Annotated in this window: 20 protein-coding genes; 15 read left to right on the top strand and 5 right to left on the bottom strand. The window is 64.9% G+C overall.

Annotated elements, in window-relative coordinates; genetic code table 11:
• The first annotated feature begins 48 nt into the window (after positions 1-48).
• The 8 genes from HLH35_RS09785 to HLH35_RS09750 are packed head-to-tail and all read left to right on the top strand — an operon-like array spanning position 49 to position 9,950.
• Entirely contained in the window at positions 49-1,386 is a 1,338-nt protein-coding gene (locus HLH35_RS09785; protein WP_220790622.1) for an MFS transporter, read from the top strand.
• A 7-nt stretch (positions 1,387-1,393) separates the two neighbouring features.
• Complete coding sequence (locus tag HLH35_RS09780) at positions 1,394-2,665, top strand: MFS transporter (protein WP_182978959.1); 1,272 nt, start codon at positions 1,394-1,396, stop codon at positions 2,663-2,665.
• Entirely contained in the window at positions 2,652-4,157 is a 1,506-nt protein-coding gene (locus HLH35_RS09775; protein ID WP_220790621.1) for an amidase, read from the top strand. Before HLH35_RS09780 ends, HLH35_RS09775 begins: the two co-directional genes overlap by 14 nt.
• A gap of 31 nt (positions 4,158-4,188) precedes the next feature.
• Positions 4,189-5,616: a M20 family metallopeptidase gene (locus HLH35_RS09770; protein ID WP_182978958.1), complete on the top strand. Its 1,428-nt coding sequence runs from the start codon at positions 4,189-4,191 to the stop codon at positions 5,614-5,616.
• Between the two features lie 9 nt (positions 5,617-5,625).
• A complete protein-coding gene (locus HLH35_RS09765) occupies positions 5,626-6,972 on the top strand; it encodes a GntT/GntP/DsdX family permease (protein ID WP_182978957.1) in 1,347 nt (448 codons plus the stop codon).
• A 23-nt stretch (positions 6,973-6,995) separates the two neighbouring features.
• Complete coding sequence (locus HLH35_RS09760; RefSeq protein ID WP_182978956.1) at positions 6,996-8,042, top strand: D-TA family PLP-dependent enzyme; 1,047 nt, start codon at positions 6,996-6,998, stop codon at positions 8,040-8,042.
• Between the two features lie 30 nt (positions 8,043-8,072).
• Entirely contained in the window at positions 8,073-8,435 is a 363-nt protein-coding gene (locus tag HLH35_RS09755; protein ID WP_182978955.1) for a RidA family protein, read from the top strand.
• A gap of 33 nt (positions 8,436-8,468) precedes the next feature.
• The gene (locus HLH35_RS09750; RefSeq protein WP_182978954.1) at positions 8,469-9,950 is read left to right on the top strand and encodes a M81 family metallopeptidase; all 1,482 of its coding nucleotides are present in this window, start codon (positions 8,469-8,471) and stop codon (positions 9,948-9,950) included.
• 76 nt (positions 9,951-10,026) lie between these two features.
• Here the strand turns inward: HLH35_RS09750 and HLH35_RS09745 are convergent, their stop codons facing one another.
• Entirely contained in the window at positions 10,027-11,043 is a 1,017-nt protein-coding gene (locus HLH35_RS09745) for a 1-aminocyclopropane-1-carboxylate deaminase (protein ID WP_182978953.1), read from the bottom strand.
• Between the two features lie 156 nt (positions 11,044-11,199).
• Between HLH35_RS09745 and HLH35_RS09740 the strand changes: the two genes are divergently transcribed.
• Both HLH35_RS09740 and HLH35_RS09735 read left to right on the top strand, forming a co-directional pair.
• Positions 11,200-11,664 (top strand): Lrp/AsnC family transcriptional regulator, encoded by a 465-nt coding sequence (locus HLH35_RS09740; RefSeq protein WP_220790620.1) that lies wholly within the window; start codon positions 11,200-11,202, stop codon positions 11,662-11,664.
• A gap of 78 nt (positions 11,665-11,742) precedes the next feature.
• Complete coding sequence (locus HLH35_RS09735; RefSeq protein WP_182978952.1) at positions 11,743-13,032, top strand: NAD(P)/FAD-dependent oxidoreductase; 1,290 nt, start codon at positions 11,743-11,745, stop codon at positions 13,030-13,032.
• 30 nt (positions 13,033-13,062) lie between these two features.
• On the opposite strand, the gene HLH35_RS09730 is transcribed toward HLH35_RS09735, so the two are convergent.
• The 3 genes from HLH35_RS09730 to HLH35_RS09720 all read right to left on the bottom strand — a co-directional run bounded on the left by HLH35_RS09730 (position 13,063) and on the right by HLH35_RS09720 (position 15,972).
• Positions 13,063-14,229, bottom strand: coding sequence for a M20 aminoacylase family protein (locus HLH35_RS09730; RefSeq protein ID WP_182978951.1), 1,167 nt, complete (start codon positions 14,227-14,229; stop codon positions 13,063-13,065).
• 539 nt (positions 14,230-14,768) lie between these two features.
• Positions 14,769-15,149 carry a nuclear transport factor 2 family protein gene (locus HLH35_RS09725; protein WP_182978950.1) on the bottom strand — a complete coding sequence of 127 codons (381 nt, stop codon included), beginning with the start codon at positions 15,147-15,149 and terminating at the stop codon, positions 14,769-14,771.
• 70 nt (positions 15,150-15,219) lie between these two features.
• Positions 15,220-15,972, bottom strand: a complete 753-nt coding sequence (locus HLH35_RS09720) for an SDR family NAD(P)-dependent oxidoreductase (RefSeq protein WP_182978949.1) — start codon at positions 15,970-15,972, stop codon at positions 15,220-15,222.
• Between the two features lie 111 nt (positions 15,973-16,083).
• Here HLH35_RS09720 and HLH35_RS09715 point away from each other — a divergent pair, with 111 nt between their 5' ends.
• The 5 genes from HLH35_RS09715 (at position 16,084) to HLH35_RS09695 (ending at position 20,731) form a co-directional block, all read left to right on the top strand.
• Positions 16,084-16,353 carry a LysR family transcriptional regulator gene (locus HLH35_RS09715; RefSeq protein WP_182978948.1) on the top strand — a complete coding sequence of 90 codons (270 nt, stop codon included), beginning with the start codon at positions 16,084-16,086 and terminating at the stop codon, positions 16,351-16,353.
• Complete coding sequence (locus tag HLH35_RS09710; RefSeq protein WP_220790619.1) at positions 16,337-16,942, top strand: ATP-binding domain-containing protein; 606 nt, start codon at positions 16,337-16,339, stop codon at positions 16,940-16,942. Before HLH35_RS09715 ends, HLH35_RS09710 begins: the two co-directional genes overlap by 17 nt.
• A 422-nt stretch (positions 16,943-17,364) precedes the next feature.
• On the top strand, positions 17,365-17,547 hold the full coding sequence (locus tag HLH35_RS09705; protein WP_182978947.1) for a hypothetical protein: 183 nt from the start codon (positions 17,365-17,367) through the stop codon (positions 17,545-17,547).
• A 9-nt stretch (positions 17,548-17,556) separates the two neighbouring features.
• Complete coding sequence (locus tag HLH35_RS09700) at positions 17,557-19,248, top strand: recombinase family protein (protein WP_182978946.1); 1,692 nt, start codon at positions 17,557-17,559, stop codon at positions 19,246-19,248.
• A gap of 685 nt (positions 19,249-19,933) precedes the next feature.
• Positions 19,934-20,731 carry a 2OG-Fe(II) oxygenase gene (locus tag HLH35_RS09695; RefSeq protein WP_246384995.1) on the top strand — a complete coding sequence of 266 codons (798 nt, stop codon included), beginning with the start codon at positions 19,934-19,936 and terminating at the stop codon, positions 20,729-20,731.
• A 39-nt stretch (positions 20,732-20,770) separates the two neighbouring features.
• On the opposite strand, the gene HLH35_RS09690 is transcribed toward HLH35_RS09695, so the two are convergent.
• Entirely contained in the window at positions 20,771-22,303 is a 1,533-nt protein-coding gene (locus HLH35_RS09690; protein WP_182978944.1) for a lipopolysaccharide biosynthesis protein, read from the bottom strand.
• Positions 22,304-22,345: the final 42 nt, after the last annotated feature.

Below are 22,345 nucleotides of genomic sequence, written 5' to 3'. Positions count from 1 at the left end.
CAGACGCCCCGCGCGTATCGCCTCCGCGTATCGCCAAGGAGCCCAGTCATGACCCCAGCCGGGACCGTTCCAATTCCTGATATCCCCCTTGCGATGCCTCAATCGTCGCTGAATGCACTCTATCGGCGCATCGACCTGCGCGTCGCAACGCTCCTGGCGGTCTCCTACCTGCTCGATACCATGGACCGGCTGAATATCGGCTTCGCGCAGCGCCAGATTTCGGAACGGATCGGCCTTACGCCGCAGGATTACGGTTTCGCGGCCGGCATCTTCTTCGTCGGCTACGTGCTGTGCGAAATTCCCTCCAACCTCCTGCTGCCAAAGGTCGGTGCCAGACGCACCTTCTTCCGCATCATGGTGCTGTGGGGCCTGACTTCGGCATGCATGGGGCTGATCAGCAGCCGTTACGCCTTCTATGTCCTGCGTTTCCTGCTGGGCGTGTTCGAAGCCGGCTTCGCGCCCGCGGCGATGTACTACATGACATCGTGGTACCCCCCCGGTCGCATGGCGACGGCAATCTCGATCCAGCAGATCGCCGCCCCCCTCTCGGGCGTCGTCGCCGGCCCGCTCTCGGGCATGCTTCTGCAAGGGATGGATCATGTGGGCGGCCTTGACGGCTGGCGCTGGATGTTCGTCATCGAAGGCCTTCCCACGATCCTGATGGCGTTCGTGGTCCTGATCTTCCTGCCTGACAGGCCGGCCGATGCGCGCTGGCTGACCCCGGCCGAACGCCGCATCGTGGAAAGCAATGCCTCGTCCGCCGGGGCCAGCCATCACAGCTTCGCCGCCGTGCTGCGCGATCCGATCCTCTACGTTCTCGCCGCCGGATATTTCTGCATCATCGCCGGCATCTATACGCTCAGCTTCTGGGCCCCCTCCGTCCTGCGGCAGGCCGGGGCGCACGGCGATCTGCAAGTCGGTCTGCTGACGGCCATTCCATTTTTCTGCGGCGGCGCGGCAATCGTGGGATGGGGACGACGATCCGACCGGCGGGGCGAACGGCGGTGGCATTGCGCGGGGCCGACCCTGCTGGCGGCCGTCGGACTGGCTGCCATCGCGGCGACGGGCGGCAGCCTGCCCGCCACGATGCTGGCACTGAGCGTCACCGCGATGTGCCTGTATTCCGCCTATCTGATCTTCCTGTCCGTGCCGTCGCAATTCCTGCGCGGACCCGGCGCGGTGGGCGGCTACGCGCTGATCAACTCCATCGCACTGATGGGCGGTTTCTTCAGCCCGATTCTCATCGGCCGGGTCACGCAGTTGACGGGCAATGTCAATGCCGGCGTCCTGTGCATGAGCGTGGTCGTGGCGCTGGGCGGCGTGATCCTGATGTTCGCAATCCCGAAAGGTCGTCTTGCCAACACCGACCAGATGCCGCCGGAATGAGGCACCGATGACCACCCGCCCCGAAACGACCGCGACAGGCGGGGGTACGACACGCCCCGGCCGCGACGCACGGCTGACCTTCGGGCTGCTCTATCTTGCCTGGTGCGTATGCTACCTGGACCGCGCGGCCGTTCCCTTCGCGGCCCCCGCGATGATCCGCGACATCCACATGTCGCCGGTGCAGCAGGGTTTCGCGATGGGGTTTTTCTATCTGAGCTATGCGTTCATGCAGGCACCCGGCGGATGGCTGGCGGACAGGTTCGGCGCGAAGCGCGTCGTCATCGCGGGCCTGCTGGGCTGGTCGGCCTTTACGCTGGGCACCGGACTGGTGCAGTCGGCGGCGGCCCTGCTGTGCATGCGTCTGCTGTTCGGGATCGGCGAAGGCATTTTTCCCGCGGCCAGCCTGCGGGCCCTGTACGACACCGTGCCGGCCAGCGCACGTGACAAGGCGCCGTCGGCGCTGATGTCCTCGAACTATTTCGGCTATCTGATCGCCCCCACGGTGCTGCTGCCACTGCTGGCCTGGTTCGGCTGGCGGTCGACATTCTACGTCATGAGCGCGATCGGAGTCCTGTCGGCCCTGCTGTTCCTGGCCCTGGTCCCCAGACGGCCCGCGGCACTCTCCCCGGCCCCGATCGGGGGGAGTGCGATGCTGCGGGCCCTGCGCCTGCCGGGGATCAACCGGCTGATGGCGACCTGGTTCCTGGTCAGCTTCATCAACAAGGCCCTGGAAAGCTGGATGCCGACCTATCTGCTGCATGCGCGGGGCGTCTCGCTGAAGGAGGCCGGTATCCTGCTGACTGTGCCCTATCTTGCCGCGACGGTGGCCGCCCTGATCGGCGGCTGGGTCATGACCCGCTGGTTCGCCGGACGCGAGAACCATTTCATCTCCATCAGCATGGTCATTTCCTGCGCGGCCCTGGTGGCGATGGCGTCATGCAACGCGGTCATCGCAATCATCGGTGCGGAAACCGTGCTCTATTTCTTCAAGACGCTGGTCTTCGCGGCCGTGCTCTGCCTGCCCGGCCGCATCCTGCCGCAGGACATCGCCGGCACGGGCTACGGCCTGATCAATTTCGGCGGCCAGATCGCGGGCTTCGTGGCGCCCCCGGTCATCGGCGCTGTCCTGTCCGCGTCCGGCAGCTATCCCACCGCGTTCCTCAGCCTGCTGGTCGCAGGCGTGCTCGCGCTGGTGCTGAATATCGCGCTGGGCCGTTTCGGACAGGCCCCCGCATCCTCCATCCCGACAGTCGGAGCCGACAATCATGGAATTGTGTGACGCGACCGCAATCGAACTGCTCGATCTGTTCCGAACGGGCAAGGCATCGCCCGTCGAGGCGCTGCGCGCCTGCCACGATCGTACCGACAAGGTCAATCCGGCGATCAACGCCATCGTGTACGAAGATCGCGACGCGGCCCAGGCGGCCGCGCGCGCCGCCGAAGCCGCATGGCGGCGTGGCGAACCGACCGGCCCCCTGTGCGGCGTGCCGCTGGCCGTCAAGGACACGCATGTGACGGGCGGGCTACGCACCACCTTCGGCAGCCCGCAATATCGGGACTGGGTACCCGAACACGACCAGCATTTTGTCGCCACCCTGCGGGCCGCCGGCGCGGTGATCACCGGCAAGACCAACGTGCCGGAATGGGCCGCGGGGGCGAACAGCCGCAATCCCGTCTATGGCGCGACCGGCAATCCGTTCGATCCGGCCCTCAATGCCGCCGGATCGTCCGGCGGGTCGGGGGCGGCGCTCGCCTGCGGCATGGCGACGCTGTGCACCGGGTCGGATACCGGCGGGTCGCTGCGCAACCCGGCGGCCTTCAACGGCGTGGTTGGCATGCGCCCCTCATCCGGCCTGATCCCCAGCGAACGCCGGGTACTCGGCTGGTCCTGCCTGTCCGTGGACGGGCCGATGGCCAGGACCGCGGCGGACACCGCGCTGATGCTGTCGGTCGTCGCCGCTGATTCGACCTTCGACCCCCTGTCCTACACGCTGCCCGACACCCCCGTGCGGGGCCTGTCCAATCGTTATTTCCCCCAGGTCCCGATCGACCTGTCCACCCTGCGCCTGGCGATGACCGAGGATTTCGGCATCGCGCCGACCGAAGGCATCGTCCGCCGGGCGTTTCGCGCAAAATGCCCGGCCATCGCGGCCCTTTTCGCTTCCAGCGCGGATGCCGCCCCCGACTGTTCCGGCGGGCACGAGGTCTTCGCGATCCTGCGTGCGGCCCTGTTCCAGGCGACGCACGGCGCACGATACAAGACGCATTACGACCTTCTGGGCCCGAATATCCGCGCCAATGTCGAGGAAGCGGCGACATACTCGCTGGCCGACCACGCCTGGGCGTCGGACCGGCAGACAAAAATCTATCGCACCTATCAGAAATTCTTCGAATCCCACGACGTCCTGATCAGCCCGGCGATCACGGTCAGTCCACGACCGTGGACCGAGCCCTATCCGGCGGAAATCGACGATGTTCCGACCAGCAGCTATTTCCACTGGCTGTCGCTGGCCTATCTGGTGACGCTGTCCGGCCATCCCTGCATCAGCATCCCCATCGGCGTGGACGAACGCGGCCTGCCCTTCGGATTGCAGGTCGTCGGTCCGCGCGGCGGCGACGCCTTCGTCCTGCGCGTGGCCGCCGCCATCGAATCCGCTTTCGCCGGACATCCCGGCCTGTCGCGACCGGTCCCGGACATCGAGGCACTGGCGGTCATGCCGCCCATCGCCTCGCGCCCCGGCTTCATGCCGCCGGTGGGCGCGCATGCCTGACCCCCGTTTCGCCGCATAAGGAAGACCCACCATGCGCAACAGCGATGAAATCTGGGCCCTGGTCGACGACCATGTCCCCGAATTCCGTGCCCTTTCGGACCGGATCTGGGATCAGCCCGAACTGGCCTATGACGAATTCGCGGCCGTGGCCGAACACACGGCGGCGCTGGAAAGCCAGGGCTTCCGGCTGACCCGCGCGGTGGCGGGAATCCCGACGGCGGTGATGGGCGAATTCGGCGAGGGCGGTCCCGTGATCGCGATCCTGGGCGAATATGACGCCTTGCCGGGCCTGAGCCAGCAGGCGGGCGTCACCAGCCCCGCGGCCATGCCGGGCTCCGGCGCCGGCCATGGCTGCGGCCACAACCTGCTGGGCGCCTCCGCCCTGCTGGCCGCCACCGCCGTCAAGGATTATCTGAAGGCACACGGCATCAAGGGACGGGTACGCTATTACGGCTGCCCTGCCGAGGAAGGGGGCGCGGCCAAGACCTTCATGGTGCGTGCGGGTGCGTTCAGCGACGTCGATATCGCGATTTCCTGGCATCCGTCGTCCTTTTCGGGCGTCAACGCTCCGCGCTCGCTCGCCAACATGCGCATCGACTTCACCTTCACCGGCCGCGCGTCGCATGCCGCCGCCAGCCCGCATCTGGGCCGCTCGGCGCTCGACGCGGCGGAACTGATGAATGTGGGGGCAAACTACCTGCGCGAGCACATGCCCCAGGGCGCGCGACTGCATTATGCCTATATCGACGCCGGAGGGGCCGCGCCGAACGTGGTGCAGTCGCGCGTCACGATCCGCTACCTGATCCGCTCCGAAACGCTGCCGGAGCTGCGCGACCTGGCCGACCGCGTGCGCCGGATCGCAGCCGGCGCCGCGATGATGACGGAAACCCAGGTCTCCGAACAAATCGTCAGCGCCGTCTCCAACCTGGTCGGCAATACCCCGCTGGAACAGGCGATGCACCGCCAGTTCGAACGTCTCGGCCCCCCGCCGTTCGACGAGGCGGATCGCGAGGTGGCGGCCGCATTCGCGGCGACCCTCAGCCCCCAGGACCGGCTGGCAGCCTATAACCGCATGGGCGTTCCCTACGATCCGGACGCCGTGCTGTGCGACCTGATCGCACCCCCCTGCGCCGAAGGCGACGGCGCGTCCGGTTCCACCGATGTCGGCGACGTCAGCTGGGTGGTGCCGACCGTACAGGCCCGCGGCGCGACCTGCGCCATCGGCACGCAGTTGCATTCCTGGCAGATGACGGGCCAGGGCAAGACCGGGCACGCGCACAAGGGGATGGTGCATACGGCCAAGATCATGGCCGCCACCGCCCTGAACGCCCTGACGGACGGCGACCTGCTGGCCCGGGCCAAAGCCGAACACGCGGCGAAGATGGCCGTCACGCCCTATGTCTGTCCGCTGCCGGATTCGGTCGAACCGCCGGTGCGCGGGCGCCCGGACGCGGCCTGATACCCGCCCATGATCTTTCCCCTCGTCATCGTCGTCGGCGCGGCCGCGATCCTGGCCGTGATGGTCCTGATTGCGCGGTTCCGCTGCGAACCGATCCTGACCCTGTTCGTCGTCGCGGTGCTGGTCGGGCTGGCGACCGGCCGCGCCCCGGCCGATGCGGTCGCCTCGTTCGAAAACGGCGCCGGCCACGCGCTGGGGCACATCGCCTTCATCATCGCCTTCGGCACCATGCTGGGGCGTATCGTGACCGAAAGCGGCGCAGCCGAGCGCATCGCGGATACCCTGATCGCCCGCTTCGGGCCGCGCAACATCCATTGGGCGATGATGGCCATCGGCCTGCTGGTGGGATTGCCGGTATTCTTCGATGTGGGTTTCGTGCTGCTGGCGCCGCTGGCCTTCGTCGCGGCGCGCGCGGCCGGGCAGCCCCTGCTGCTCGCGGCGCTGCCGCTGGCCTCCAGCCTGTCGGTGGCGCACGCGCTGATGCCGCCGCATCCGGCGATCATGATCGCGATCCAGGCCTATGGCGCCAGCGTTCCCGTCATGCTGCTGCTGGGTACGGCGGTCATGGTGCCGACGGCCGTGCTGGCGGGGCCGGTCTTCGCGCGGTTCATCGTCCCGCGCCTGCACGTACGCGGCATCAGCGCGCTGGAAGCCCAGTTCCTCGAACGCGATGTCGTCCGCCCGCTGCCCCCCTTCTGGCTCAGCGCGCTGGCGGTGCTGTCGCCCGTCCTGGTCATCCTGGCGGCACAGGTCGCGCGCGTGCTTCTGCCCGGCGCCACCGGGGGGTGGGCCGCCGGGTTGCTCGGCTCGACCGACATGGCGCTGGTCATCGCGACATTATTCGCCGGACTGGCGCTGGGGATCGCGCGCGGCACGCCATGGGCCACTCTGTCGCGCCGCCTGCAGGATTGCCTGGCACCGACAGCCTTCGTCGTGCTTCTGGTCGGCGCGGGCGGCGGGTTCGGCCGCGCGCTGATCGATGCCGGCGTCTCGCACGCGCTGACCGACCTCGCCGTCTCGTGGCGGATGCCGGTCCTGCTGCTGGCCTGGGGCCTGGCGGCCATCGTCCGGCTGGCCACCGGTTCGGCGACCGTCGCCATGAGCACGGCGGCATCCATGCTCGCCCCCCTCGCCGCCCAGACGGGGCTGGTGACACCCGAGGCGCTGGTGCTGGCCACGGGCGCCGGATCGGTCGCATTCGGGCCGGTGACCGATCCCGTCTTCTGGCAGATCAAGGAATATCTGGGGCTGAGCGTCGGCCAGATGCTGGTCACATGGTCGGTCATCGAAACCGCCATCTCGGTCCTGGCCCTGACGGGCGCCGTGCTCTTCCAGCTCTGTTATCAGCTCTTCTGACGCATTCCGCACGAGGTCACGCCATGCATATCGACACGCTGTCCACCCCCTGCGTCCTGGTCGACATCGACCGGGTGAAGGCCAATATCGGCCGCGCCCAGGCCTATGCGAACACGCACGGCTTCGCCCTGCGCCCCCATATCAAGACCCACAAGATGCCGGCCTTCGCGCGCCTGCAGGTCGAAGCCGGGGCCCGGGGCATCACCTGCCAGAAGCTGGGCGAGGCCGAGGTGATGGCCGACGCGGGGCTGGACGACATCCTGATCAGCTACAACCTGGTGGGCATCGACAAGCTGACGCGGCTGGCGGCGCTGGCGCGCCGGGTGCGCCTGACCGTCGCCGCCGACAGCCCGTACACCGTCGCGGGCTACAACGACATCGCGCGGGCGGCGGATGTGTCGTTCGACGTGCTGATCGAATGCGACACCGGTGGCGGCCGCTGCGGCGTGCAGACGCCGGAAGACGCGCTGGCGCTTGCCGCCACGCTGGGCGGGGGCGCGCGCTTCGCGGGCCTGATGACCTATCCCGCAGCCGGCAAGACCGCCGAGATGGCCGCATGGATCGACCGCGCGCTTGCGGTGTTCAGTGCCGCCTCGGTACCGGTGGGCACGGTTTCGGCTGGCGGCACGCCGGACCTGTGGCGGGCACACACCACTCCGGGACTGACGGAATACCGGCCCGGCACCTACGTCTACATGGACTGCTCACAGGTCGCCGCCGGTGCCGCCACGATGGCGGATTGTGCCCTGACCGTGCTGGCGACCGTGGTCAGCAAGCCGCGCCCCGACCGCGCGATCATCGATGCCGGGACCAAGAGCCTGACCAGCGACCTGCTGGGCATGGAAGGATTCGGCCATGTCCCCGCCTGCCCGCAGGCGATCGTGAGCGGCCTGAGCGAGGAGCACGGCATCCTGCGCGCCGAACACGGCCTGCCCGAGATCGGCGCACGCCTGCGCATCGTGCCCAATCACGCCTGCGTGGTCAGCAACATGTTCGACCATGTCTATCTCGTCTCCGGCGACCAAGTGCTGGATTGCATTCCCGTCGCCGCGCGCGGACGCGTGTCGTAACCACCGGCGTTTCCCCTGGAAGGATCATTCATGATGAAGACGGTTTTCGGTCAGTCACATGTCCCGCTCTCCCCCGCCGTGCGCGCGGGGGATTTCGTCTATGTCTCGGGCCAGGTGCCGGTGCGCGACGGCCAGGTGGTCGCGGGCGATGTCAGCGTGCAGACCCGGGTCGTCATGGACAATATAGCCGCCGCGCTGAAACTTGCGGGCTGCGACCTTTCCGACGTCGTCAAGACCTTTGTCATCCTGACGGACCGGAAGGATTTCGGCGCCTTCAACGCGGTCTATGCGACCTTCTTCCCCTCAGCCCCCCCGGCGCGCACGACGGTCGAGGCCGGATTGATGATCGACATCACGATCGAGATCGAGGCGATCGCCTACAAGCCGCTCTAGCCTCCGCCCGCCGCCGAACAGGACAATCCGATCATGAAGGTATTCGTCGCCTCCCTCGCCACGGAAACCAATACATTCTCACCCGTTCCCACCGATCGCGCGAACTTCCTCGCCGCGTTCTACGCCCCTCCGGGCCGGCACCCCGCGACGCCGACACTGTGCTCCGCCGTGTTTCCGTCCCTGCGCAGCCGGGCAAGCCGCGAGGGGTTCGAACTGGTCGAGGGCACCGCCACCTGGGCCGACCCCGGCGGCCTGGTCCAGCGCCAGACTTACGAGGCATTGCGCGACGAAATCCTGGACCAGCTTCGCGCCGCCCTGCCCGTCAATGCCGTCGTGCTGGGGCTGCATGGCGCCATGGTCGCGCAGGGATATGACGATTGCGAGGGCGACCTTCTGGCGCGCGTCCGTGCGCTGGCGGGGCCGGACGCCGTGATCGGCGCGACGTTCGACCCGCATAGCCACCTGACGCCGAAGCGTGTCGAAAACCTCGATATCCTCAATGCCTTCCTGGAATTTCCCCATACCGACTTCGTCGCGCGCGCCGAACAGGTCGTCGATCTGACCCTGCGCGCGGTGCGTGGCGAAATCCGTCCGGTGATCTCGGTCTTCGATTGCCGGATGATCGACGTCCTGCCGACCAGCCAGCAGCCGATGCGCGGCTTCATCGACAGCCTGCGCGCACTGGAAGGGCAGGATACGGTGCTCAGCGTCTCGCTGATCCACGGCTTCCTGGCCGGCGACGTGCCCGAACTCGGCGCGCGCATGGTGGTCATCACCGACAACGACCCGGAACGCGGCGCGCGCCTTGCCCGCGAAAAGGGGATGGACCTGTTTGCCCTGCGCGGCGCCACCCGCATGACCCAGCACGGGGTGGAGGAGGCCCTGCATCTGGCGGCCGCCCGCGTCGCGGCAGGCGCAACCCGGCCCGTCGTCCTGGCCGACACATGGGACAATCCCGGCGGCGGCGTGGCCGGCGACGGCACCCTGATCCTGCGGGCCATGCTGGATGCGGGCCTGAACGATGTCGGCGTGGCCACGATCTGGGATCCGATGGCTGTCACGTTCTGCCTGGCCGCAGGCGAAGGGGCGACCCTCACGCTGCGCTTCGGCGGCAAGAGCGGCCCCGGCGCGGGCGATCCGATCGATGCCACCGTCACGGTCCTGAAGGCGGTCACCGAGGCCTGGGAGAGTTTCGGCGCCAGCCGCGTGCCCCTAGGGGCCTCTTCCGTGGTCCGGATCGCCGGCACGCGGGTCGACGTCATCCTGAACACGAACCGCGCCCAGACATTCGACCCGGACATCTTTTCCGGCCTGGGCATCGACATCGCCGAAAAGAAATACCTGGTGGTGAAATCGACCAACCATTTCTACGCGGCATTCCAGCCCGTGGCGGACGAGATCCTCTATGTCGATGCCGGAACGCATTATCCGTCGGACGCCCGCCGCACCCGCTATCGCAAACTCAGCCGCCCGATCTGGCCGATTGTCGAGGACCCGCATGCGGTGGAGGCGTAACGCCCTCCGCCCCCGAGGCGGACGATCGCGCGGCGGCCATCCGCCGCGCGTGGCGTCCGCGAACCGCCCGAACCGTTCAGCCGTTGCGGAACGTGTAGCTGTAGCCATTGATCGCGGGCACGCCGCCCAGGTGCGCATAGAGGATTTTCGACCCCTTCGGGAAGAAGCCCTTGCGGACAAGGTCGATCAGGCCCTGCATCGATTTCCCCTCGTAGACCGGGTCGGTAATCATCGCCTCGGTCCGCGCCGCCAGGCGCATCGCCTCCACCGTTTCCTTCGATGGCACGCCGTAGGCGGGATAGGCATAATCCTCGACCAGCACCACGTCATCGCCGGCGATTTCCGGCCCGTCGACCAAGGCCGAGGTCTTCTGCGCGATATCGAGCACCTGCGCCTTCACCTGTTTCGGGGTGAAGGACGCGTCGATTCCGATCACCTGCCGCGCCCGTCCGTCGTCGGCGAAGCCGACCAGCATGCCGGCATGAGTCGAACCGGTCACCGTGCAGACGATGATGAAATCGAACTTGAAGCCCAGTTCCGCTTCCTGGGCCCGAACCTCCTCGGCGAAACCGACATAGCCCAGCCCGCCGAACTTGTGCACCGACGCGCCGGCGGGAATGGCATAGGGCTTGCCACCCTTCGCCTTCACTTCCTCCAGCGCCTGCAGCCAGCTATCGCGGATCCCGACATCGAAGCCCTCATCGACCAGCCGGGAGTCCGCGCCCATCAGGCGGGTCATCAGGATATTGCCCACGCGATCGTACACCGCGTCGTCATGGGGCACCCAGCTTTCCTGGATCACATGGCATTTCATGCCGATCTTGGCCGCGACGGCGGCAACCAGGCGCGTATGGTTGGACTGCACACCGCCGATCGAAACCAGCGTGTCCGCGCCGGACGCCAGGGCGTCGGGAACGATATATTCCAGCTTGCGCAGCTTGTTGCCGCCCATGGCCAGGCCGGAATTGCAGTCCTCGCGCTTGGCGTAGATCTGCACGTCGCCGCCCAGGCTCTCGCTCAGGCGCGGCAGGAATTCGATGGGCGTCGGCCCGAAGGTGAGCGGATAGCGCGCGAAGCGGGAAAGATTAAGCATTTCAAGCCCCTTGATCGGAAGAACGATCCCAATCGTGCCACAAAAGGAATGAAATGGGCTTTCGAACTTCCACCCTTGACGACATCCCTTTCCTGTATTTTTTCAGGTTTCCCGATTATCTGTCCAAATATTGCGCCATCTCTGAAAGATCCTTTCATGGACAAAACGCTGGACCGAATCGACCGCAAGCTGTTGCGCCTGCTGCAGCAGGATGGCCGGACATCGAATGCCGACCTCGCGCGTCAGGCCAATCTCAGCCCGGCGACCTGCTACCGCCGGACGCAACGCCTGTTCGAGGACGGTTTCATCCGCAGCGTGCGGGCGCAGGTCGCGCCGGAAGCCGTCGATCTGGCGACGCTGGCGATCGTCGGCGTGGTGCTGGACCGTTCGACACCGGACAGTTTCGCCGCGTTCGAAACGGCCGCCCGTGCCATGCCGGCGATCCTCGACTGCTATCTGGTGGCGGGAGATTTCGATTTCTTCGTGAAGATCCGCGTCCGCGACATCCACGATTTCAGCCGGCTTCACGCGTCGGAACTGATCGCGCTGCCCTGCGTGCTCCAGACCCGGACCTTCTTCGTCATGAAGGAGGTGGTGGATAACCGTCCGCTCGCCATCTGACCGTTTCCACCAGGGACATATCGGCACCCGTTCGCAACCCTGCTTTCGTTGACACCTCTTTTCAAGGAACAAGCATCAATGGTCCATGGGCAGGCAAAAGGCCGCAGCGCGATCGTTCTCGGCGCGGGCATGGTGGGAACGGCGACCGCCTGGCATCTGCGCCAGCGTGGCTTCGATGTCGTGCTCGTCGACCGCCGCGTGCCGGGGAACGAGACATCGTTCGGGAATGCGGGCCTGATCCAGCGCGAAGCCGTCATGCCATACGCGTTTCCGATGGATGCCGGACGGCTGGCCCGCATCGCATTCGGCATGGGCAACGATACCGCATGGCGCGCCCGCGATCTACCGACGCTGGCCCCGATGCTCGCCCGGTATTTCTGGAATTCCCTTCCCGGCCGGTACGATCCTATCTGCATGGCCTATGAACGCATGGTCCGCCATTGCCTGGCCGAACACCAGGCCATGGCGGCGCAGGCCAATGCCACGGGAATGATGCGGGCCGGCGGCTGGAAGCAGATATTCCAATCCCAGGCCACCATGAAGACGGCCCTGCACCACGCAAAGGAGGTCGCGGAACGCTTCGGCGTCCCCCACACCGTCCTGGACGGCGCCACGCTTGCGCGGGAAGAACCCACCTTGCAGCGGCAGCTTGCCGGTGCCATCCACTGGACATCGCCGTTTGCCGTCTCCGATCCCGGCGGCCTGGTCAAAGCCTATGCCCGGGGGTTCGAAGCTGCCGGGGGCACGCTGGCCACGGGGGATGCGCAGACCCTCAGGCCCCACGGCGCCGGCTGGCGCGTGACGGGCGAGGACGGCGACCTGGATGCCGAAACCGCCGTCATCTGCCTCGGTCCGTGGAGCGACATGGTCCTGCGCCCGCTGGGATATCGCTTTCCGCTGTTCGTCAAGCGTGGCTACCATATGCATGTCGCGCTGGACGGCGCCCTTGCGACGCCCATGCTGCTGACCGAACAGGGTGTGGCCATGATTCCGACGCCATCCGGATTGCGGATCGCCACGGGGGCCGAATTCGCACGGCGCGAGGCCCCCGCCGCGACCCGGCAAATCACGCGAAGCATCGCGATCGCCCGCACCCTGCTACCCATCGGCAAGCCGCTCGACGCAGCCCCCTGGCGTGGCGCGCGCCCATGCCTGCCGGACATGCTGCCCGCCCTCGGCCCGTGCGCGCGGCATCCCGGCCTGTGGCTGAATTTCGGTCACGCCCATCAGGGTTTCACGCTCGGCCCCGTCACCGGCCGGCTCTGCGCCGAACGGATCGCGGGCGAGGCACCCTTCATCGACCCGATGCCTTACGATCCCGGCCGCTTCGACCGGCAACGCCTGAGCGTCCTCAATTTCGCGACCTGAGGCGCGGTGGCGGAATGACGGAAAATGCCGTCAGAACGCCTCCGGGGCCAGCTTGCGTTCGACGATGCTTGCATAGAGCGCCACCCCGTATGGAATGACTGCATCGTTGAAATCATACAGTTCGTGATGCAGCGTACGTCCCGCGCCCGCCCCCACATGGATGTAGGCACCGGGCACCCGTTCCGTCATGAAGCTGAAATCCTCCGACCCCATGACGGCCGCACCATGGCGGTCCACGGCCCCTTCGCCGACCAGCTCGGCGGCGGCGTCGGCATAGAGCGCCGCCTGTTCCTTGTCATTGATCAGGGGCGCGAAGATCGGCCGGAACGAGACGGTCGCCCGCGCGCCGTACGCCTCCGCCGTGTGCGCCGCCACCGCCTCGATCCGTTCGCGGATCTTCTCCATCAGCGCGCGGCTGAAGCAGCGGATCGTGCCGCCCAGCGACGCGGTCTGGGGAATCACATTGAATGCGTCCCCACCGCTCAAACGCGTGATGCTGACCACGGCGCGCTCTTCGGGCGGTATGTTGCGCGATACGATGGTCTGCAGGGCCAGGGTGATCTGCGCCACGGCCGGCACCGGATCAATGCTGTCCTCGGGCCGTGCACCGTGCGCGCCGCGCCCCTCGACCGTCACAGTGAAAAACGCACCACCCGCCATCGCGGGCCCCGGCGTGATCCGGTACTGCCCGACATCCAGCCCCGGCCTGTTATGCATTCCGAAAACCGAATCGCATGGAAACCGTTCGAACAATCCGTCGGCGATCATGGCCTCGGCGCCCCCGGCACCTTCCTCCCCCGGCTGGAAGATCAGGTTGACCGTCCCGTTGAACCGGCGTGTTTCCGCCAGATAACGGGCAGCGCCCAGCAGCATCGTCGTATGCCCGTCATGGCCGCATGCATGCATCATCCCGGGAATGGTGCTGCGATAGGGCAGATCGTTCGCCTCCGCCATCGCCAGCGCGTCCATGTCCGCGCGTAGCCCGATCGCCCCCTCACCGTTGCCGACGCGCAGGACGCCCACCACTCCCGTCCGGCCGACACCGCGATGCACTTCGATGCCCAGGCGTTCAAGCTCCCGCGCTACGAGGTCGGCTGTGCGATGCTCCTCCATGCCGATTTCGGGATGGGCATGCAGGTCGTGGCGCAGCGCCGTCAGTTCGTCGAGATAAGGATCAATGTCTCGCAGAGAAACCATGGGGGCCTTCCTATGTCAGGTTTTTGGAGGGGGAGTGGTGCAGCACCGAAATCATGTAGCTGACGCCCAAGGTCCGGACATAAGCGTCAGATCAGGAAGATATTCACCTGGTCGAGGATCTCGGAAGATGATGAGGGAAACCCCCTGCATTCCCGTCGCAGGAAAAATCCGAACGGCACGACGGACAGGCCTGGCAGAAACGGTATCCGCCATTCCCAGGCATGAAGCTGGTCGTGAGAAAACAGTGCGGACATCATAATCCCCAGAGGTCGGACCCGACATCCCTGCTGCCCTCCTCACGCCGCCTAGCACCGCTGGTCCGTCCTCATCAAAGGGCAACGCCGTGTCCCGCCCAGCCATCCGTCGGAACACTGACATATCCGATCGACCCCGAACCATTTTATGCCGGTTTCGGAACGAGATGCACGATAATCTGCCCGTTCGTCGAACGTCAATTTGAGAATGACCGCGTCCAGGCATTGCCATGTGCGGCAGAATATGAACCTGCCCTTCTGAGACTTCGGCTTCCGCTGTCAATTTCAGGCTACGTCTTTCACAGGCAGCGGATCGAAGAACAGATAGAGCGCCGCGATGCGACCATTCTCGACGACAATGATGTCGGTGCCCGCATAGGATGGGGGCCGCCCGGGCTCCCCGGACGTCCAGCGCAGTCGTCCAGCGAGGCCGTGCAGGTTTTCGGCCGGGGCGAGTTCGGCATAGGCAAAGCCCGGATGGGTGGCGCGGATCTTGCCCGCGATGGCGGCAATGGCGGCGCGGCCACGCGTGACGCCGGCCGGTTCGACGAACAGCGCGTCCTCGGTGAAGAGTTCGTCCACCAGTACGCGGCGCCGGGCGTCGTCGGCTTCGCCAAAGACGCCATGCAGATTGCGCGCAAGAAGGGAAGTAACGGTATCGGTCATGACGATTCTCCGTGGGCCGGCGGCCGGTCGGATCGCAATCCAATGGCCGCCGGCTGTCCCATGCTGATTTTCAGATCTGCTTCTGCCCACCATCGACGAAGAGCTCGATGCCGTTGATAAAGCTCGCCTCGCTCGATGCCAGGAACAGCACGGCGCGTGCGATCTCTTCAGGCTGGGCGACCCGGCCGGCAGGGATCAGGCCGGCAAGATAGGTCTTGGTGCCCTCGGCCTGATCGCCACCACCAAAGAGCTGGTTCAGGCCCGCCGTGTCCGTGACGCCGGGGCTGACCGCGTTCACCCGAATGTGCCGGTCCTTGAGGTCGAGCATCCAGTTGCGTGCGAAACTGCGCACGGCGGCCTTGGTGGCGGAATAGACGCTGAGCGCCGGCGTGCCCGCCGCGCTGACGTTCGAGGCATTCAGCACGACCGCGCCACCATCGCGCAGCAGCGGCAGCGCCTTCTGCACGGTGAACAGCACACCCTTGACGTTGCTGTCGAAGGTCGACTGGTAATGCTCTTCCGTGATGGCGCCCAGTGGGGCGAATTCGCCGCCGCCGGCATTCGCGAACACGATGTCGATCTGCGCGTGCTTCTGCTGAACCGCGTCATAGAGCCGGTCGATATCCTCAAGACGCCCCATGTCGCCCCGCACGCCGGTCACCCGGCCGCCGATGCTGCTGACCGCCGCATCGAGCGCGTCCTGCCGCCGCCCGGTGATGAAGACGAACGCGCCCTCATCGGCGAAGGCCCGGGCCGTCGCGAGTCCGATGCCGCTCGTGCCGCCGGTAACGATCACCACTTTGCCGTCAAATCCGTATGTCATTGGTCTGCTCCCTGTTTTCGACGCTGTTTGCGCCGGTGAGACAGACATGCTCCTGGAACGATAAATCGTGTAGACAGCAGTTTCTGCACACAGCGTTCATCTGGAGGAACGATGCAACGGCGCGACCTCAACGATCATGTCTATTTCGTCGCGGTCGTGGCCCATGGCGGATTTTCGGCGGCGGCCCGCATCCTGCGCGAGCCGAAATCCAAGCTCAGCCGCCGCATAGCGGATCTGGAAAGCCGGCTGGGCGCGCGGCTGATCGAACGATCGAGCCGCCGCTTCCGTGTCACCGAACTCGGCCGCGCCTTTTACGAACGATGCCGCGCGATGCTGGACGAGGCGGAAGCGGCCGAAGCGATCGATGTTCGAAGCGATTGATGCCGAGCGTCCGGTGATGAACGGGCCGTCCGACAAGGTTAGGTGGGCGGACGCCATGAGGCGGCTCTGCGAACTTCGTGACACGGGCACGGTCGGCGACGTGATCGCGCACCTGTCCTCCACGGGCCTGCCGATTCTCTCAGACGCGGTTGTGCGCCAGGAGAGAGCGCTTGCGGACGCACTTGCGGGCGGCGAGCCGCTGACTGGACGCGTCAAGGAACTCCATGCGCTTCATGCAGTGTCCTACCAAGAGGTCATCGCGCTCTGCGAATATCTCGATGGTCACTCGCCGTTTGAAACCAAGCACGGGGTGAAGGGCGACCAGTTCGAAAATGTCCTCGTCGTGTTGGGGCGCGGCTGGAACGATTACGACTTCAATCTCTATCTTAAGATGGCCGGAAGCCCTAGCCTGATCGGCACTCGAACGGCGGCCTACGAGCGTTACCGTAACCTGTTCTATGTCGCGGTCTCCCGGCCGAAGCGGCGCTTGGCGCTCGTCTTCACGCATCGGCTTGAGCCCGGAGCGTTGGGGACACTGTCGGGATGGTTCGCTGGCCACCCGATCCGGGATATCGGCCCGGCGCTATGACAACTGCCTCCTGGTATGTTTTAGTCGCAGCATTCTAAGTTGATCTCTCGTGTAGATTCGCCTTTCGGCCAGACTGTAGGGTCTGCTTATGGTCACACAGCGGCCCATCCAAACTAAAAAGTCGACACCCAGTTTATGTCGGCGTTCGGAGCGCTGACGGTAGAGGCAGAGCGTCTGACATGAAGGCGCGAGCAACCTGACTGATATCAGCCCAAAGAGGCATAGGCCCACGCGCCATGCACCGTCTAAGCACCACTTCGGCCGCCGAACATCATCACCAACCGCCATCGGTCAGTATCTCCCGCCACTGCCGCTTACCTCCACGAACACCCGCCCTGAGCCATTCCATCCGGCTCTCTGCATGATCTACCAAGACCCTGCCAGCATTTTTGAGATGCGCCTTGGATCGGGGATATGGTACGATGACCGACGCCAGCAAGATCGTGCCTACACGGGGGAACGACGCGGCTTCCGACCGCCTCGCCCTGACGCTCCGCACGCGCGATCCCCGGCTGGTTGCCCTGGTCCGTCTTCTCGCCCGTCAGGCCGCCGACGACTATATCAACGCCGCGCGCAACCGCAGGAAGACCGGCCCGACAGAATAGGAGCCGTCCATGACCCGCGTCGCCCTGTATGCCCGCTATTCCTCCGACCACCAGCGCGACGCTTCGATCGAGGACCAACTCCGGCTCTGCCGGGAGCACGCCACGAAACAGGGCTGGAGCATCGTCGACAGCTACACCGACCGGGCCATCTCGGGCGCCTCGCTGCTGCTGCGACCCGGCATCCAGGAACTGGTGCAGGACGCGCAGCGCAGCCGCTTCACCATCGTGCTGGCCGAGGCCATGGACCGCCTGTCCCGCGACCAGGAGGACATCGCCGGCCTGCACAAGCGCATGGCCTTCGCCGGGGTGCGCATCGTCACCCTGTCTGAAGGCGACGTCACCCACCTGCATGTCGGCCTCAAGGGCACCATGAACGCCCTGTTCCTCAAGGATCTGGCCGACAAGGTCCGCCGTGGTCTGCGCGGCCGGATCGAGGACGGCAAATCCGGCGGCGGTAACTCGTACGGCTATGACGTGGTGCGCCAGATCGACGATCGTGGCGAGCCGATCCGCGGCAATCGCAGCATCAACGACGCCGAGGCGGCTATCGTCCGCCGCATCTTCCATGAGTTCGCCAACGGCCGCTCACCCAAGCGGATCGCCGTCGCCCTCAACGACGACGGCATCTCCGCCCCCACGGGCGGTGATTGGGGCTTCACCACCATCAACGGCAACCGCCAGCGCGGCACCGGCATTCTCAACAACGAGATGTATATCGGCCGCCTGGTCTGGAACCGGCTGCGCTATCTCAAGGATCCCGAGACCGGCAAGCGGGTCTCCCGCCCCAACCCAACGGACGATTGGGTTATCCAGGAGGTGCCGGAACTGCGGATCATCGACCAGGCGCTGTGGGACAAGGTCAAGGCCACGCAGAAGGCGATCAAGATCGACCGCGACACCGGCGACACCAACCGCCTGCACGAGCGTCAGCGCGGCAAATATCTGTTCACCGGCCTGACCAAATGTGGCTGCTGCGGCGGTGGCTATTCGATGGTGTCCGGCACCCTGGTCGGGTGCTCGACCGCCCGCAACAAGGGCACCTGCGGCAATCGAATGAACATCCGCCGCGACGCCCTGGAATCCCGCGTGCTGACCGCGCTCAAGACCCATCTGATGGACCCAGAGCTGTTCGCGGTGTTCTGCGATGAATTCACCCGCCGAATGAACGAGCAGCGGATCGAGGCCTCGGCCGGCATCAGCGCCGCCAAGGCTGAACTCCAGCGCGTCGAGCGCGAGTTCGACACGCTGATGGATGCCCTGCTCAAAGGCACCCTGCCCGAAGAACGAATCAAGGAACGCAGCCAGAAACTGGAACGGCGGAAAGCCCAGGCCGAGGAAACCCTGGCCACGATCGACGAACCGCCGCCTGTCCTACATCCCAGCATGGCGGTCGTCTATCGCGAGCGGGTCACTGCCCTGCACAACGCTCTGCAACAGGATACCACCCGCCTGGAGGCAGCCGACCTCATCCGCTCCCTGATTGAGCGAATTGTGCTGACGCCAGTCGATGGCGCGTTGCGCGTGGAACTGCACGGCGACCTCGCCGGCATCCTGACGATCGCGGCGGGGGCAAAGCAAAAGAGCCCGACCGTTGCCGGTTCGGGCTCTGTTCTTGCGTCGCAAGTCAAGATGGTTGCGGGGGAAGGCAACCAACGATACTTGCGATTGGTGACGCGTGGAATACCCCGCGTTGCCGCATAACAAGCAAACAGAAACCTTGCCGCAGGCATCACTTGATATATAATCCTATAACATGATCAATATATACGACAACCTTTCAGATCTGAGGTCAGGTTCCCATCTGGAACTTTCAATCCAGCACCGGGAACCAGAAGCGATATGGTCAGCGTACATTAATTACGATTTTCGAACTAAAATGACACTCATGCCTGTCCGATTTCCTGGAGCCATCTCTGTGGTGCCAGCTAATCCCGATCAACTTGGACAAGACCGAAGTTGTATAAACCTGGATACCGGGCCTTAACGTGAAATACCGCTTTATCATCGACATGGCCACGTTACAGCGTGACTGCCTGATTTGCTGTCCCGAGCAACAAGATTGTTTCTCGATATCGCGAAATATTTCTCCGCACCGTCCTGCATTCCTTTATTTTGCAATGAAATGTTGTAAAAGCCAGAGAGGAAATATATGATCCAACCAGTGCAAAATTTCACTTGGCGCATCGATATAGCGTTTGCATATCTGCATCTGATCAAACTGACAGGAACCGAGCATCCTATCCTTCCTTTGCCGTCGTATTAGATGGAATCCGTTTGTACCGCGCCGTGGTAAACCGGCCATAGAACAAGCAAAAAGGGCGGCTGCATGGCTCCAGGTATCGAAACACGATCGGCGAACCTTTATTCCGTCCAGGACCTCCGTTTCATGGACCAGCCAGACCGGCTGAGAGCGCAGTATCTGGCGGCCCAGCCCTTTCCCCATCTGATCGTCGATGACCTGTTTCCCGCCTCCTGGATACGCAACATCCTGAACGAGTGCCGCGAAGACCGCAATCTGTGCTGGAAATCCTTCGATACGGCGCTGCAGAAGAAACGCGGCACCCAACCGGACTCTGATTTCCCACCATATCTTCAAAAATATTTTGATTTCATCAATTCTGGCCCTTTCCTGCGGCTCATGACACAATTGACTGGGATTGAAGCCTTGCTTCCCGATCCCACGCTTTATGGCGGCGGTCTGCATGTTGTCTCGGGACAGGGTTTTTTTGATCTGCACATCGACTTCCAACATCATCCTACGACGTTGCTGACCAACCGCTTGGTAATCATAACCTATCTTAACGACGAATGGGATCAAACATGCGGCGGTAATCTGGAATTATGGGCGATGAACCCGGCACGACGCGCGGTTGAGATCATTCCGCATTTCGGACGTACCGTCCTGATGGAACAATCGGCGATCGCGGCGCACGGCCACCCCACGCCAATCCTTGCGGGACGCGAACGCATGGCGGTGATCGCCTATTTCTATACCAGCGACGCTGGCACTCAGCGCGTGCGTCGGCGCCGGACTTCCACACTCTACGTCCCACGTTTCGGCCGATCGGCCAATGCGCGCCTGCAGGCGGCCCTCCATAACGTTCTGCCTCAGCCCATAATCAGGGGCCTGAGGACCGTCCGCCGCGTCCTGCGTGCGCTGCCGCGCCGTTCCGGCGAGCGATAGCCGCCCCGGTCCCCGAATGCATGACGGACAGACGAATGATCACCCCCCGGTGGCCACCGACTGAGGACCACGGACGCTGACGCGCCGCGCCTTGCCCAGTATGCCGCCGAACCGCTCGGCAAGCTGGTCAAACACGTTGCGCCGCAGCACGAACAGCATGACCGGATACAGTCCCGTGCCCACCACCCCGATCACGATAATCCGGGACAGATCATGGGCGTTGATGACTGGCAGCAGGGAACCCGCATATCCCAGCCCCATGGCACATGCCGAAATGACAAAGGGAATGACGTAGAGTTCCATCACCCGCCCGACCGGCACCCCGCAGCGGTTCAGAATCAGCAGCGAGCAGAGCGGGGGATAGGTAAAATAATAGAGCGCCACAGCCACCGCGACACCCATCGCATTGCCGGCCACCCCCCCTGCGATCACCACGCCGAAGAAGACCGGGGCAGAAATGACGGCAAAGATCAGCGCCAGCCGGAATTCGCGCCGGGCACTGAGCAGCGAGCCCGTAATCCACGACACCGCGTCGAACGGAAGCCCGAGACTGAGGATCTGCACGAACGGCACCGCCGCCATCCAGCGCTCACCGAACAGGAAATGCAGGCCGGGACCCGCGAGGACGGCCTGGAGGAAACAGAACGGCACGACAATATAGGCCAGCAGGCGGCAGGCCTTCAGTGCGGCCTCGGTCTGGCGTTGCGGGTCGGTACGCAGTTGTGCGAATGCAGGCAGCAGAACATTGATGAAATTGCCGGCCAGCATCCGCACCGGCTGCGCCGAGAAGCGGAAAGCGAAGAAATAGAGGCCGACCACGGAATGCGAGGCAATCAACCCCAGCACGATATAGTCACCCTGATTGATAATTTCGATGATCGTCCTGGTGGCGAAAACGGTGGTGCTGCTGCCCATAATATAATTCAACTGGACCTTACGGAAACTACGGGCGATCCGCGGGGGCGCCTTCCACCAGAACAGGGCAGCCTTAGTCATCGCCAGCAGCGGTATGGGAATCGCAAAACTGTAGGCGCCACATCCCAGCCACGCCAGCAGGATCGTACCCAGTTGCAGGGCGAAGATCTCGAAAGTGTTGTAAGCGGCCAGAAAACGGAAATTCATATCGGCGCGAATGCGGACCGACGGCACGGTGGCGAGGGTCTTGATCGGCGTTGCAATCGCCAGCGCCGCAATCAGGCCGACCAGTTCCGGCGATTGGTACCATCTGGCAGCAAACGGAGCCGCGACCAACATGCCCACCATGCCCAGCAGACCGAGCGACAGGCAAATCCAGAATGCCGGCGCGGACCAGAACGCCATGGCCTTCTGCCGCTGCAGCAGGACATCGTCTACCCCGAAGCTGACCAGCGCATTGGTGATGCCAAAAACCGTATACGCAAGGCCGATGATCCCGAAATCTTCAGGCGTCAGCAGCCATGCCAGGGCCAGTTGGGAGACGAAGCCGATCCCACGCGCGGCCAGGCTCTGCACCATCAGCCATAACACGCCGCTCGTCGCCGCCCGGCCCAGACCACCTGGACCCGCCACCGGGCTCCGCCCCTGTTCCGCCATGCGTTCCCCTTCCTGTCTGCTTCGTTACCCGCGCGGCCCGAT

Origin of the sequence: Gluconacetobacter asukensis (genome assembly GCF_014174375.1) — a bacterium.
GTDB lineage: Bacteria > Pseudomonadota > Alphaproteobacteria > Acetobacterales > Acetobacteraceae > Gluconacetobacter > Gluconacetobacter asukensis.
Note: the sequence above shows the minus strand (reverse complement) of the source record. Positions and strands in the feature narration are given on the sequence as shown.

What these genes read in the sequence shown, in the direction of transcription:
- HLH35_RS09745 (WP_182978953.1), bottom strand. Translation starts at nt 11,043, where the DNA reads ATGCTTAATCTTTCCCGCTTCGCGCGCTATCCGCTCACCTTCGGGCCG.
- HLH35_RS09760 (WP_182978956.1), top strand. Translation starts at nt 6,996, where the DNA reads ATGCATATCGACACGCTGTCCACCCCCTGCGTCCTGGTCGACATCGAC.
- HLH35_RS09700 (WP_182978946.1), top strand. Translation starts at nt 17,557, where the DNA reads ATGACCCGCGTCGCCCTGTATGCCCGCTATTCCTCCGACCACCAGCGC.
- HLH35_RS09770 (WP_182978958.1), top strand. Translation starts at nt 4,189, where the DNA reads ATGCGCAACAGCGATGAAATCTGGGCCCTGGTCGACGACCATGTCCCC.
- HLH35_RS09765 (WP_182978957.1), top strand. Translation starts at nt 5,626, where the DNA reads ATGATCTTTCCCCTCGTCATCGTCGTCGGCGCGGCCGCGATCCTGGCC.
- HLH35_RS09705 (WP_182978947.1), top strand. Translation starts at nt 17,365, where the DNA reads ATGACCGACGCCAGCAAGATCGTGCCTACACGGGGGAACGACGCGGCT.
- HLH35_RS09710 (WP_220790619.1), top strand. Translation starts at nt 16,337, where the DNA reads ATGTTCGAAGCGATTGATGCCGAGCGTCCGGTGATGAACGGGCCGTCC.
- HLH35_RS09730 (WP_182978951.1), bottom strand. Translation starts at nt 14,229, where the DNA reads ATGGTTTCTCTGCGAGACATTGATCCTTATCTCGACGAACTGACGGCG.
- HLH35_RS09750 (WP_182978954.1), top strand. Translation starts at nt 8,469, where the DNA reads ATGAAGGTATTCGTCGCCTCCCTCGCCACGGAAACCAATACATTCTCA.
- HLH35_RS09740 (WP_220790620.1), top strand. Translation starts at nt 11,200, where the DNA reads ATGGACAAAACGCTGGACCGAATCGACCGCAAGCTGTTGCGCCTGCTG.
- HLH35_RS09690 (WP_182978944.1), bottom strand. Translation starts at nt 22,303, where the DNA reads ATGGCGGAACAGGGGCGGAGCCCGGTGGCGGGTCCAGGTGGTCTGGGC.
- HLH35_RS09755 (WP_182978955.1), top strand. Translation starts at nt 8,073, where the DNA reads ATGATGAAGACGGTTTTCGGTCAGTCACATGTCCCGCTCTCCCCCGCC.
- HLH35_RS09775 (WP_220790621.1), top strand. Translation starts at nt 2,652, where the DNA reads ATGGAATTGTGTGACGCGACCGCAATCGAACTGCTCGATCTGTTCCGA.
- HLH35_RS09780 (WP_182978959.1), top strand. Translation starts at nt 1,394, where the DNA reads ATGACCACCCGCCCCGAAACGACCGCGACAGGCGGGGGTACGACACGC.
- HLH35_RS09720 (WP_182978949.1), bottom strand. Translation starts at nt 15,972, where the DNA reads ATGACATACGGATTTGACGGCAAAGTGGTGATCGTTACCGGCGGCACG.
- HLH35_RS09715 (WP_182978948.1), top strand. Translation starts at nt 16,084, where the DNA reads ATGCAACGGCGCGACCTCAACGATCATGTCTATTTCGTCGCGGTCGTG.
- HLH35_RS09735 (WP_182978952.1), top strand. Translation starts at nt 11,743, where the DNA reads ATGGTCCATGGGCAGGCAAAAGGCCGCAGCGCGATCGTTCTCGGCGCG.
- HLH35_RS09695 (WP_246384995.1), top strand. Translation starts at nt 19,934, where the DNA reads ATGGACCAGCCAGACCGGCTGAGAGCGCAGTATCTGGCGGCCCAGCCC.
- HLH35_RS09725 (WP_182978950.1), bottom strand. Translation starts at nt 15,149, where the DNA reads ATGACCGATACCGTTACTTCCCTTCTTGCGCGCAATCTGCATGGCGTC.
- HLH35_RS09785 (WP_220790622.1), top strand. Translation starts at nt 49, where the DNA reads ATGACCCCAGCCGGGACCGTTCCAATTCCTGATATCCCCCTTGCGATG.